This is a genomic window from Vibrio antiquarius, from assembly GCF_000024825.1.
In the GTDB taxonomy this organism is placed as follows: domain Bacteria; phylum Pseudomonadota; class Gammaproteobacteria; order Enterobacterales; family Vibrionaceae; genus Vibrio; species Vibrio diabolicus.
The window spans coordinates 2075406-2087871 of record NC_013456.1 but is presented as its reverse complement, the minus strand read 5'-3'; the positions used below and the strand labels follow the sequence as shown (position 1 = coordinate 2087871).

The 12466-nt window shown below is 46.2% G+C and carries 11 protein-coding genes; 10 read left to right on the top strand and 1 reads right to left on the bottom strand.

Annotation, left to right across the window (positions count from 1 at the left end):
* The first annotated feature begins 69 nt into the window (after positions 1–69).
* Complete coding sequence (locus VEA_RS09795; protein ID WP_012841837.1) at positions 70–1662, top strand: ABC-F family ATPase; 1593 nt, start codon at positions 70–72, stop codon at positions 1660–1662.
* Between the two features lie 362 nt (positions 1663–2024).
* Here the strand turns inward: VEA_RS09795 and VEA_RS09785 are convergent, their stop codons facing one another.
* Positions 2025–2858 (bottom strand): formate dehydrogenase accessory sulfurtransferase FdhD, encoded by an 834-nt coding sequence (locus VEA_RS09785; RefSeq protein ID WP_005396179.1) that lies wholly within the window; start codon positions 2856–2858, stop codon positions 2025–2027.
* 325 nt (positions 2859–3183) lie between these two features.
* Here VEA_RS09785 and VEA_RS09780 point away from each other — a divergent pair, with 325 nt between their 5' ends.
* From VEA_RS09780 to VEA_RS09740, 9 genes are all read left to right on the top strand, one after another.
* On the top strand, positions 3184–3648 hold the full coding sequence (locus VEA_RS09780; RefSeq protein ID WP_005396177.1) for a DUF3305 domain-containing protein: 465 nt from the start codon (positions 3184–3186) through the stop codon (positions 3646–3648).
* Complete coding sequence (locus tag VEA_RS09775; protein WP_006742579.1) at positions 3638–4267, top strand: DUF3306 domain-containing protein; 630 nt, start codon at positions 3638–3640, stop codon at positions 4265–4267. Before VEA_RS09780 ends, VEA_RS09775 begins: the two co-directional genes overlap by 11 nt.
* Positions 4268–4575: 308 nt before the next feature.
* Positions 4576–6237: a 4Fe-4S dicluster domain-containing protein gene (locus VEA_RS09770; RefSeq protein ID WP_005396174.1), complete on the top strand. Its 1662-nt coding sequence runs from the start codon at positions 4576–4578 to the stop codon at positions 6235–6237.
* A 9-nt stretch (positions 6238–6246) separates the two neighbouring features.
* Positions 6247–6873 (top strand): TorD/DmsD family molecular chaperone, encoded by a 627-nt coding sequence (locus tag VEA_RS09765; RefSeq protein WP_006742580.1) that lies wholly within the window; start codon positions 6247–6249, stop codon positions 6871–6873.
* 73 nt (positions 6874–6946) lie between these two features.
* Positions 6947–7147: a twin-arginine translocation signal domain-containing protein gene (locus VEA_RS09760; RefSeq protein ID WP_005396171.1), complete on the top strand. Its 201-nt coding sequence runs from the start codon at positions 6947–6949 to the stop codon at positions 7145–7147.
* Positions 7148–7157: 10 nt separating this feature from the next.
* Entirely contained in the window at positions 7158–10013 is a 2856-nt protein-coding gene (locus VEA_RS09755) for a formate dehydrogenase subunit alpha (protein ID WP_006742581.1), read from the top strand.
* 11 nt (positions 10014–10024) lie between these two features.
* A complete protein-coding gene (gene fdh3B / locus VEA_RS09750; protein ID WP_005377536.1) occupies positions 10025–10633 on the top strand; it encodes a formate dehydrogenase FDH3 subunit beta in 609 nt (202 codons plus the stop codon).
* Between the two features lie 14 nt (positions 10634–10647).
* Entirely contained in the window at positions 10648–11700 is a 1053-nt protein-coding gene (locus tag VEA_RS09745; protein WP_006742582.1) for a formate dehydrogenase subunit gamma, read from the top strand.
* Positions 11684–12100 carry a membrane protein gene (locus VEA_RS09740; RefSeq protein ID WP_012841836.1) on the top strand — a complete coding sequence of 139 codons (417 nt, stop codon included), beginning with the start codon at positions 11684–11686 and terminating at the stop codon, positions 12098–12100. Before VEA_RS09745 ends, VEA_RS09740 begins: the two co-directional genes overlap by 17 nt.
* Positions 12101–12466: the final 366 nt, after the last annotated feature.

Genomic DNA, 12466 nt, shown 5'->3' with positions numbered 1-12466 from the left:
AGTATGTAGCATGAACAAGTACCGTTGCCCGGTTTTTCTAAATACACCCCAATTGCTAAGGTAAAGGTTTTGATCTCCACAGCGAATATTACTCAACAATTCGGCGCTAAGCCGCTATTCGAAAACATTTCAGTTAAGTTCGGCGAAGGTAATCGCTACGGCTTAATTGGAGCTAACGGTTGTGGTAAATCAACCTTTATGAAGATCCTCAGCGGCGAGCTTGAGCAAACCAGCGGTAACGTGAGTTACGATCCAAACGAGCGCGTTGCAAAACTAAACCAGGACCAGTTCGCTTACGAAGAATTTACGGTAATCGATACCGTTATCATGGGTCATAAAGAGCTATGGGAAGTGAAGAAAGAGCGTGACCGTATCTACTCACTTGCTGAAATGAGTGAAGAAGACGGCATGAAAGTGGCTGACCTAGAAGTTCAGTTTGCGGAAATGGACGGCTACATGGCAGAAGCAAAAGCGGGCGAGCTTCTTCTTGCGGTGGGTATTCCAATGGAACAACACTTCGGTTTGATGAGCGAAGTGGCGCCGGGCTGGAAACTTCGTGTGCTTCTAGCGCAAGTTCTATTCGCAGACCCAGACGTTATGCTGCTTGACGAACCTACCAACAACTTGGACATGGATACGATCCGTTGGTTGGAAGACACGCTAAACGCGCGTAACTGCACGATGATCATCATCTCGCACGACCGCCACTTCCTAAACTCAGTATGTACGCACATGGCTGACTTGGATTACGGTGAACTGCGCATTTACCCAGGTAACTACGATGAGTACATGACAGCAGCTTCTCAAGCTCGTGAACGTCTATTAAACGACAATGCGAAGAAGAAAGCACAAATTGCAGAGCTACAAACGTTCGTTGCACGTTTCTCAGCAAACGCATCGAAAGCAAAACAAGCGACATCTCGTGCGAAGCAAATCGACAAGATAAAACTGGATGAAGTGAAAGCGTCTAGCCGTCAAAACCCATTCATTCGTTTCGAACAGTCGAAAGAGCTGTTCCGTAACGCTCTGATTGTTGAAAACCTAAGCCAAGGTTTCGAAGAGGACTTGTTCTCAGACTTCAATGCAATTTTTGAAGTGGGTGAGCGCGTTGCGATCATCGGTGAGAACGGTGTGGGTAAAACCACACTTCTAAACACGCTTGCTGGTGTGCTTGAACCGCGTGCGGGTGAGTACAAATGGTCTGAAAACTCAAACATCGGTTACTACGCGCAAGACCACGCGCATGACTTTGCAGAAGACATGAACCTAACGGATTGGATGGGTCAATGGCGTCAAGAAGGTGATGACGAGCAAGTCGTTCGTGGTTTCCTTGGTCGTATGCTGTTTGGTCAAGACGACATTAAGAAGTCAGTAAAAGTACTGTCTGGTGGTGAGCAAGGTCGTATGCTGCTTGGTAAGCTGATGATGCACAAGCCAAACATGTTGCTAATGGACGAACCTACCAACCACATGGATATGGAATCGATTGAATCTTTGAACACCGCGCTTGAGCAATACAAAGGCACGTTGTTCTTCGTATCTCACGACCGTGTATTCGTAGACTCGCTAGCAACGCGTATTATCGAAATCCGCGATGGCAAGATCACGGACTTCAAAGGCACGTACTCTGAGTTCCTAAAATCTCGTGGCGTTGACGCGTAATTACTCGCAAAGCGTTTAAAAAGCAAAAGCCTCGCTATTTAGCGAGGCTTTTTATATTGGTCTTAATCCTTAAACTGACCGGTTATATACGCATATATGCCGACGACACCAAATGTAATGATCATTGAGAGCATGATGCCACTGGGCGTGAGCAAAAAATTCCACAGTTGGTCATTGTCCATAGTTCACATCCTTTGTGAATGAGCTGTAGTTAGCATCAATTAAAGCAAGCGTTGTTATTGCTACAACACATGTTGCTATTTCTGACTTATATCGTTTAATTAAGCCTTCATAACGTGATGATTTACTTATCCCAATTGTTATAAGTTTACACGAATCGACGGTTTTGTATTATTTTCTCGTTAACGAGATGCACTTTCGCCTTTCACATCAAACTCAATCTTGTCGGCTCCGGTAAATACTTGGAATCGCAAACCTTTTGCTCGCGCAATCGTCGTAATGCCAAATTGTTTCGCAAGATCTAACCCCATTTGAGTAACGCCAGAGCGAGAAAGCAGAACAGGAATGCCCATTTGGGCCACTTTAATCACCATCTCTGAAGTAAGGCGACCAGTTGTGTAGAAAATTTTATCTTCACCTGTTTCTTCTTTGAGCCACATCTCACCTGCAAGCGTATCCACAGCATTGTGGCGACCGACATCTTCCACAAATGACAATACCTCATTGCCTTTGCAAACCGCACAGCCATGCACCGCACCTGCTTTTTTGTAGGTGTCGTTGTAATGAGTCAACGCTTCCAATGCGGAATAGATTTCTGATTGTTTAAGCGGAACTTGAGGCACTTGGTAGTTCTCAAGCTGCTTCATCACGTTGCCATACATGGTGCCTTGACCACAGCCAGATGTGACGGTTTTCTTTTTCAGAGCGCCTTCTAAATGTTCGGTATTTTCTTTAGTAATTACCGCTGCGGAATGCGTTTCCCAGTCAATAATGACGGATTCAATCGCTGCTGGATCGGACAGGAAGCTTTGGTTTTTCAAATAACCTAGTACTAACGCTTCTGGACGCGAACCTAGCGTCATGAGCGTGACCACTTCTTTCCAGTTCAGCATGACCGTAAGAGGGCGCTCGCATGCGATTTGCTTTGTCAGTTTTTCGCCGTACTCGTCGTACACGTCGACTTCAATGGTTTGCAGGGGATTTTCACTGGTTTTAATAATATTTGGTTTCAGCACAGTCGTGTCCTAGTGATTAAGAGCGTTAGGTTGCTACGCATTTAGCTTGCTAAGTGGTTAGCAAAGCAAATCTCGTTCCAAAATAACGGTTCCCACAAAAATTGCGAGGTTTTATGTCAACAATGCATTAAAACTGCGAGTTCGCAGTAATGACACATCAGTACATTTGAGTTTCGGCTAGTTTGGTACTTATAGCCAGAGGACATGAATAGGCTAAGCTTTATCAGTGTGGCTCGTTTATTGCTTATAAGTCAATAAAATGGTCGAAAGTAAGGTCAAAGTGTCCTGATTGCTTTCAGACCAAAATAGAAAAACTGGGTGAGTTATGTCGGATAAGAAAGATTTCGAGAACAATTACGAGAAGACCGAAGACGCATGGCCAATTGGCGTAGAGCTTGTTGAGCATGAGATCAGTACAGGGATTTGGGTAACAACCCAATGGCAGTTGACGGGATTTGCGCTAAATCCGACGGAAGAGACTCCAGATGTTTGTCTGTTGCAATTGCACAAAGACGAGCGTACAGACTACCGCTTTAACTTAAGCTCTCAGCAACCTAAACTTTTTTTAGTGATGGATAACGTCGAGTCTGGTGAAAAACCAGCGATACAGCTACTAACGGCTTCACAATCTGTCGCGGCGCAATATATGGATGGCGACAACCTTGTACTATCCAACGATATGCCGTTAGCCGTTCAGGCTTGGATGGAAGCCTTCATCGGTCGCCACGGTGAGTTGTTAGAAGTAAGACGTAAGAAACGCAAAGGAGCGGGCAGAGCAAATGGCAACTAGTTTTTTAAGCCGTTGGTCGAAACGTAAATTAGAAGAATCTTCCCAATATGATGAAGAGATCACGCCGATAGCAGAGACGGAGCAATCCGAAGATAGTGTCACAGCGCTTTCAAACGCAGACGAAAGCTCAGACGCTTTGAACGTCAATGAGGTTAGTCAGGCTCCAGACATTACCGCGAGTGTAGAGACTGAAAAGCCCGAAGAAATGTCTGTGGCGCAACTGCTGGTTTCTGAAGCTTCAGAAAGCGTTAAGAAAGACGCGCTGCGCAAAATGTTCTTGTCCGAAGAATTTAACGTGCGTGATGGCCTAGACGATTACGATGATGATTACAGTAACTTAAAGTCACTTTCTAAAGACGTCGCAGAGACGCTGCGTGATTGGGTTAAAGAAAAAGTGGAAGAAGAACCAGACGCTGAAACGGCGCAAGGATCTGAACTTAACGCTGACGATATCGCATCTGAGGTGGTTGAAGACTCAGAACTAAACGCCGAAAAAAGCGCCGGAATTACCCAAGATGAAAATGAACTGTATATAAATACAGCATCTGGTGAAAGTGATACTTTTGCTGAGGAATCACCGCCTAATGAGGTGAGACAAAATATACCACACAAAGAATAGGTACATTTTGACTAAACACTCAATGAACCGGCTGGGACAAAATGTCTCAACCGGTTTTTTTATCCCTACTATTTGTCGGTAAAATATCTAAGTGATTGAATTTTAATTGATATTTTATTGGCATGACATTTGCTATTTGTTGCTCAATACCAATCTGGTTGAAGTTAGCACGGACGCACTGCGTAGTATTCATCGCCTATAGATGGCGGAATAAGGATGCTCATTGATAAGTTAATCAGCAGAATCTCCGGCGCTAACTACACTAAGAGATGGAAAAGACTATCCATGTTCATAAATGGAATTGAGCAATGCTGAAACAATTATTAGAACAAGCAACTTCCAATAACGGTAAAGCGAGGCTGTACGCTTTCGAAAATACCGTAGAGTTGACCAATCTTATTCCACCAACCGTAAGCTATGAAAGCGGCGGTAATACTTTGATTGTGGGTCCAACGGCAATCATCGAAAGTGCGGCAGCGCAATTGTCGCAAATGAACAGCCTAACGCTGCTTTCTACCGATGGCGAAAAGGGAACAAATCCCGAGCTTTACTACGCCAATTCGGTTCAGGTTTCAGGGTTCTTAGGTACGTTTGAAGTTCTGATTGAAAATCATGGTTCGACCAACAATCTTGCCAAGGTCGCGATCAATAGCGATTGTTTCGATATCGTACTCGATCTTTGCCTAAACAGCTGCATGTCGGAAGAAGTACCAGTACCGGGCTACTACCCAGTTGGTCGTGGCTATCCGAAACTGGCTGAGGCGTTGGAAGAAATTCCAACCTTGATGGGGACATTCGATAAACCGAAATTCTTCCGTTTAGATACCGATCTATGTGCACACAGCTCTCGTGGCGTAAAAGGTTGCGAACGTTGTGTGGATGCTTGTCCGGCAGGGGCGCTATCGAGTGAAGGCAGCGACAAAACGGGCCATCGCATCGAGATCAATCCATACCTATGTCAAGGCGTGGGTACTTGTGCTACAGCGTGTCCGACAGAAGCTATTCATTACGCATTGCCAAACCCCGAAGATACACAAAAGTTTATTGAACGTACGCTAGCCAACTATGAGCAAGCGGGTGGTTTAGATCCTATCGTATTGATTTGTAGTTCTCGCCACGAGAGCTACAACGTGATGGCACTAAAAGCACTTCCAGATAATGTGATTCCCATTGTGGTGGAAGAACTGCCTTCGGTTGGTATAGATACTTGGTTTGCCGCGCTTGTGAACGGTGCCACTCAGGTGCTGTTTGCGGCTTCGCGTTTTATGCCTCAAACCATTATTCGTGTGCTGAATAGCGAAGTAGGTATTGCTCAAGAGCTGCTCGACCAGCTTGGTATCGCCAAAGAAACCATCGACATTCTGTATCTAGAATCACTACGTGAAGGTGCTCCGACACTTTGTACCGAGTCTTTTGATTTGGCATTAGGTGATTTGCAAGGTAACAAACGTCAGCGTCTATTTACGGCGTTGGATGCGTTGTCAGCATCGCGTATTCCAGTTGAGAACATTGTTGAACTGCCAGCGAATGCACCTTACGGCACGGTTTCTTGTGAAAGCAAAGATTGTACGTTGTGCATGAGCTGTGTGGCGGTGTGTCCAACACGTGCATTGCATACGGACGGCCAATCTCCGTCGCTTAAATTCGTCGAGCAAGACTGCATTCAATGTGGGCTGTGCGAGAAAGCGTGTCCAGAGAAAGTGCTGACGCTTACTCCTCGTATGAACTGGGTGAAAGAAGAACGCCAGAAAGCGGTTGTGATTCATGAAGAAAAGGCAGCCGAGTGCATTCGTTGTCACAAGCCTTTTGCTCCGCAATCGATGATCGACATGCTGCAAAACAAACTTCGTGGTCATTCTCATTTCTCTGATGAAGCTGCCATTAATCGCATCGCCATGTGTGAGGACTGTCGTGTGATCGACATGTTTGAGTCGATGGCTGCTGATCCAATGAATCAATTGAAATACTAGGAGCTCGCAGTGGATACACAACAAGAACAAACACTGAGAACAGACATTTATCTCGTTCTATCCGCACTTTTTCGTAGTGCGCCAAGTGATGAAATGCTGGCGTTCCTGAAATCGCTAGAAATTGAACCGTCTGAGAGCGCGATGCAAAAAGCTTGGCTCGCACTGCAACAAGCCGCGAACGAAGCGCAACGAGAAGCGTTAGAAGAAGAATATCAAGATCTGTTTATTGGCATTGGACGTGGTGAAGTTGTGCCATTCGGATCTTGGCATCGCACTGGCTCGATGATGGAAAAACCGTTAGCGGAAATTCGTCGCGATTTGGAACTTTTAGGCATCGAGCGAGAAGAGAACGTGAAAGAGCCTGAAGACCATATTTCTGCACTGTGCGAAGTGATGGCAATGCTGACGGGTGAAGAGGAAGAACTTCAACAAGCGGTGTTTAACAAACACATCGCCCCTTGGTTCCAATCTTTTACGCGCCAACTAGAGAACGCAGAAAGCGTGAACTTCTACAAGCCAGCTGCACAGCTTTGCGATGCATTTTTAACGTTAGAGCAAGTGCGCTTTAGCGTGAACACCAAAAGCAGTAAGAGCAAATTAAAAATTGATGTGAAAAACGTCACTGATTACGAGTAATCGAGCAGTACTTGGTCATATCGATAGAGAGGCATCAGTCTCCAAAGATCTACCGTAAGGTAAGGAAGCAATGATGAAAGATAATAAAGAAATAAACACAAGCCGTAGGGATCTCCTAAAAGGCTTCACAACCGCTGCCGTTGCTGGTGCTGTTGTTGCGGGAACCACAAAAGTGGCCGTTGCTTCAGAAACGGTTGAGCCTTCTGAAAAAGACGTGAAGAAGAAAGGGTATCGTGAAACTCAACACATTCGCGATTACTACGACACACTTTAGGAGATAACGGATGAAACTTGTCAAACGCTCCGACAGTGTGAGCAAAGAAACGAACCAGCTTGGCGTATCTCGTCGTGCATTCATGAAAAACACTTCGCTTGCCGCTGGTGGCGCAGTGGTTGGTGCTAGTCTATTCGCACCGGGAATGATGAAAAAGGCGCAAGCAAAATCCGTCGATCCAGAAGCGAAAACAGAAGTTAAACGTACTATCTGTTCTCACTGTTCAGTGGGTTGTGGTATTTACGCAGAAGTTCAAAATGGTGTTTGGACGGGTCAAGAGCCTGCATTCGACCACCCATTTAACGCCGGTGGTCACTGTGCAAAAGGCGCAGCACTGCGTGAACATGGTCATGGTGAGCGCCGCCTTAAATACCCAATGAAGCTTGAAAACGGTAAGTGGAAAAAGCTTTCTTGGGATCAAGCGATCGAAGAAATCGGTAACAAGGTGATGGACATCCGCAAAGAGTCTGGCCCTGATTCGGTTTACTTCTTGGGAAGCGCAAAGCACAGCAACGAACAAGCGTACTTGTTCCGCAAAATGGCATCACTTTGGGGCACTAACAACGTTGACCACCAAGCGCGTATTTGTCACTCAACAACCGTGGCGGGTGTAGCGAACACTTGGGGTTACGGTGCGATGACCAACTCTTTCAATGACATGCACAACTGTAAGTCGATGCTGTTTATTGGTTCAAACCCAGCTGAAGCACACCCAGTAGCGATGCAGCACATTCTGATCGCGAAAGAGAAGAACAACTGTAAAATCGTCGTAGCGGATCCTCGTCGTACACGTACGGCAGCAAAATCGGATCACTATGTCTCACTTCGTCCTGGTTCTGACGTAGCATTCATTTGGGGTGTGTTGTGGCACATCTTCGAAAACCAATGGGAAGATAAAGAGTTCATCCGTCAACGTGTATTCGGTATGGATGAAATCCGTGCTGAAGTAGCGAAGTGGACGCCAGCAGAAGTTGAGCGCGTAACAGGCGTAAGCGAAGAAGACGTTTACCAAACAGCAAAACTGCTTTCTGAAAATCGCCCGGGCTGTATTGTTTGGTGTATGGGTGGTACTCAGCATACTACTGGTAACAACAACACACGTGCTTACTGTGTGCTTGAGCTAGCGCTTGGTAACATTGGTAAATCAGGCGGCGGCGCAAACATCTTCCGTGGTCACGATAACGTACAAGGCGCAACCGACCTTGGCGTACTTTCTGACACGCTACCGGGCTACTACGGCCTTTCTGAAGGTGCTTGGCGTCATTGGTCAAAAGTGTGGGAAATCGATTACGAATGGATTAAAGGTCGTTTCGATGACAACGCTTATAGCGGTCAGAAACCAATGCACAGTGCAGGTATCCCAGTCTCTCGTTGGGTCGATGGTGTACTGGAAAACAAAGACAACATTCGTCAACGCGAAAACATCCGCGCAATGTTCTACTGGGGACACGCAGTGAACTCTCAAACACGTGGTGTTGAGATGAAAAAAGCGATGCAGAAGCTGGACATGATGGTGATCGTGGACCCATACCCAACTGTTGCTGCGGTAATGAACGACCGTACCGACGGCGTTTACCTGCTTCCTGCAACAACGCAGTTTGAAACATACGGCAGTGTTACCGCTTCTAACCGCTCTCTACAATGGCGTGATCAGGTGATTGAACCTTTGTTCGAATCAAAACCAGACCACGAAATCATGTACCTGCTTTCGAAGAAACTGGGTTATTCAGATCTTCTGTTCAAAAACATCCGTGTTGAAAACAACCAGCCGGTGATTGAAGACCTAACGCGTGAATTCAACAAAGGTATGTGGACGATTGGTTACACAGGCCAAAGCCCAGAGCGTTTGAAAGCGCACCAACAAAACTGGCATACGTTCCACAAAACCACGTTGGAAGCGGAAGGTGGCCCTGTCAACGGTGAAACCTACGGTCTACCTTGGCCATGTTGGGGTACACCGGAAATGAAACACCCAGGTACACACATTCTGTACGATACGTCTAAGACGGTTGCAGAAGGTGGCGGTAACTTCCGTACGCGCTTTGGTGTGGAATTCGAAGGCAAGAGCCTTCTTGCAGAAGACAGCTACTCGAAAGGCTGTGAAATCAAAGATGGTTACCCAGAGTTCACTGACAAGTTATTGAAACAACTTGGTTGGTGGGACGATCTAACTGCTGAAGAGAAAGCGGCAGCAGAGGGTAAAAACTGGAAGACTGACCTTTCTGGCGGTATTCAGCGTGTCGCGATCAAGCACGGTTGTATTCCATTTGGTAACGCGAAGGCGCGTGCGATTGTTTGGACGTTCCCAGACCGCGTACCGCTGCATCGTGAACCACTATACACACCACGTCGTGACCTTGTAACGGACTACCCAACTTGGGAAGACAAAGATGCGATCTTCCGTGTTCCTACGTTGTATAAATCCATTCAAGAGCAAGACAAATCTGGCGAGTACCCAATCGTTCTGACTTCTGGTCGTCTGGTTGAATACGAAGGTGGCGGTGAAGAGACGCGTTCAAACCCTTGGCTTGCCGAGCTTCAACAAGAAATGTTTGTTGAAGTGAACCCGAAAGACGCGAACGATCTTGGCTTTAGAGATGGTGATGATGTTTGGGTTGAAGGTGCAGAGAAGGGAAGAATCAAGGTGAAAGCGATGGTAACACGCCGTGTGAAACCTGGCTTGGCGTTCATTCCGTTCCACTTTGGCGGTAAGTTCGAAGGTGAAGACCTACGTCCTAAATACCCAGAAGGTACACAGCCTTACGTTGTTGGCGAATCGGCCAACACGGCAACCACTTACGGTTACGACCCGGTTACCTTGATGCAGGAAACCAAAGTAACCCTATGTAACATTCGTAAAGCGTAAGGAGTCTGACAATGGCACGAATGAAATTTCTATGTGACACCAAGCGCTGTATCGAGTGTAACGGCTGTGTTACTGCATGTAAGAACGAAAACGACGATGCGCTTGAATGGGGCATTCAACGTCGCCGCGTGGTAACACTGAACGATGGTGAAGCCGGTGAAAACTCCATCTCTGTTGCTTGTATGCACTGTACCGATGCGCCTTGTATGGCAGTTTGTCCAGCAGACTGTTTTGAACATACCGAAGACGGGATCGTTCTTCACAATAAAGATCTGTGTATCGGTTGTGGTTACTGTTTGTTTGCTTGTCCGTTTGGCGCACCTCAGTTCCCTAAACAAGAAGCGTTTGGTGAACGTGGCAAAATGGATAAATGTACTTTCTGTGCGGGCGGCCCTGAAACAGAGCCTGGCTCTGAGGAAGAGCGCCAAAAATACGGTGCGAACCGTATCGCAGAAGGCAAGTTACCAATGTGTGCATCGCTTTGTTCAACCAAAGCGCTGCTTGCGGGTGACGCAGAGAAAGTCTCTGACATTTTCCGTCAACGTGTGGTAGAACGCGGCGCGAAAAACGCAGGTTGGACAGACGGAAACGATCTTTCTTACGATGCGACGAAAAGCTAAGTAAGGAGAGGCACATGTTAAACACGCTTAAACGTGCATCTCTAGCAATGCTGTCAATGATGACGGCATTGCTGCTGACTTTCGCAATGCCTGCTTCAGCAGAAGAACAATCTTCTAAAGTTATTCAACAGGAGATCACGCAACTCGCCGGGGCAGACTATTGGCGCGAAGTTAGAGAGGGGCAAGAAGGCTACACCACGTCTCAATCTCCAGAACATGGCATATTAATCAGTAAACCTGGTGAGACTTGGTACATTCTAAAAGAGAAATGGATGTCTCCTGCGGGTGCTGTCGCGATTTTCGGCAGTATTGCAATGGTAATCATGGCTTACGTATTCGTTGGTCCTTTGATGCTAAGTAAGCCGCGTACTGGCAGAAAGATGAAACGTTGGTCTCGTTTAGACCGCGCGCTTCACTGGAGTATGGCGTTTACATTCTTAACGTTGGCATTCAGTGGTTTGATGCTAGTTTACGGTAAGCACTTCTTAAAACCGTACGTTCCTACTGAGTTCTGGGGCTTTATCGTCATGTTGGCGAAGCAGTACCACAATTACATGGGACCATTGTTCTTCATTTTGCTGATGCTCGTGCTCTTTAAATGGTGGCGCAAGTCGATTCCAAACATGACAGATGTTCGTTGGTTTATGAAAATGGGCGGCATGGTTGGTAAACACAAAGGCACACATCCGTCAGCTGGTTTCTCAAACGGTGGTGAGAAGGCAATCTATTGGTTGTTGATCTTCTTTGGTGCTATCGCGGCAGTGAGTGGCTTAGTTCTAGATTTTCCTATCTTTGGCCAAACTCGCCGTGACATGGAGCTTTCTAACTTAGTTCACGCGATTTCGGCACTGATTCTAATCTGTGGCTTTATCTTCCACATCTATATTGGTCTATTCGGTATGGAAGGTGCGCTAGAAGGCATGGTGACAGGTGAAGTTGATGAAACATGGGCGAAAGAGCATCACGATCTTTGGTATGAAGAAGTGAAATCCAAAGAAGCGATGGGCGAAACAGATACGGCACAAACGGAAGCAAAAGGAGCGAAAGCGAATGAACAAACCTCATAATGGGATTTGGGTTGCGTACATCCTGAGCTGTCTGACCCCGTTTACGTTTCTGATCTCAGGCGTTATCGCAATTATCTATGCTGGTTACCGATTAGATAAGGGAGAAGACAGCGACGTAGTGATTTCTCATTACTACGGTTTAATTCGTACCTTCTTTCTCTACCTGACGTTTTTTGTGGTGTTGATCGTCACCGTCGCGACTTCTAATGGTGTACTCGTTGGCGTGAGTGATTATTGGTTGCATAGTACTTTGCTTGAAACCATCGCTTACTTTATTCCTTGGGTAGGGATGGTGTTTGCTGCATTAGCCATCTTGGTGTGGTTTATGCGAATGTTTCAAGGGATGCAGCAACTGCGCAATAACCAACCACACAGACCATCGACAGGTCCAAACCTTTAATCAGTATTCTTTAAGCAAAACCGCCGTAATAGGCGGTTTTTTTGTTGCTGTCATGTCTCAAATATGAAGCGCTGAGTCCCACAGGTGATACTTGATGCAACTTATTGAGTGAATTTACGTAACTGGGCAGAAAATCATAGTTAAGTAAGAAACATGTAAAAAAATCGCGTCGCGATGAGACATTAGTCTCACTCACGCTATTGTTCATTTACTCAGGATTCATCGTCCCGTTAAAGTACGCTGCGCTCAGAAATTCAAAGAGTTGCATACGTGAAAATTGCCATCAATACATTCAGTCTACGCATACAGATGAATCTCTATCGGAGGGTGTTTGATTAAGGCATCTTGCTCTCACAAATAAAAAGA

Bases quoted from the DNA above. Each gene is read 5' to 3' on its own strand.
- VEA_RS09780 (WP_005396177.1), top strand. From the start codon at position 3,184: ATGTCGGATAAGAAAGATTTCGAGAACAATTACGAGAAGACCGAAGAC.
- VEA_RS09775 (WP_006742579.1), top strand. From the start codon at position 3,638: ATGGCAACTAGTTTTTTAAGCCGTTGGTCGAAACGTAAATTAGAAGAA.
- VEA_RS09770 (WP_005396174.1), top strand. From the start codon at position 4,576: ATGCTGAAACAATTATTAGAACAAGCAACTTCCAATAACGGTAAAGCG.
- VEA_RS09760 (WP_005396171.1), top strand. From the start codon at position 6,947: ATGAAAGATAATAAAGAAATAAACACAAGCCGTAGGGATCTCCTAAAA.
- VEA_RS09755 (WP_006742581.1), top strand. From the start codon at position 7,158: ATGAAACTTGTCAAACGCTCCGACAGTGTGAGCAAAGAAACGAACCAG.
- fdh3B (WP_005377536.1), top strand. From the start codon at position 10,025: ATGGCACGAATGAAATTTCTATGTGACACCAAGCGCTGTATCGAGTGT.
- VEA_RS09745 (WP_006742582.1), top strand. From the start codon at position 10,648: ATGTTAAACACGCTTAAACGTGCATCTCTAGCAATGCTGTCAATGATG.
- VEA_RS09740 (WP_012841836.1), top strand. From the start codon at position 11,684: ATGAACAAACCTCATAATGGGATTTGGGTTGCGTACATCCTGAGCTGT.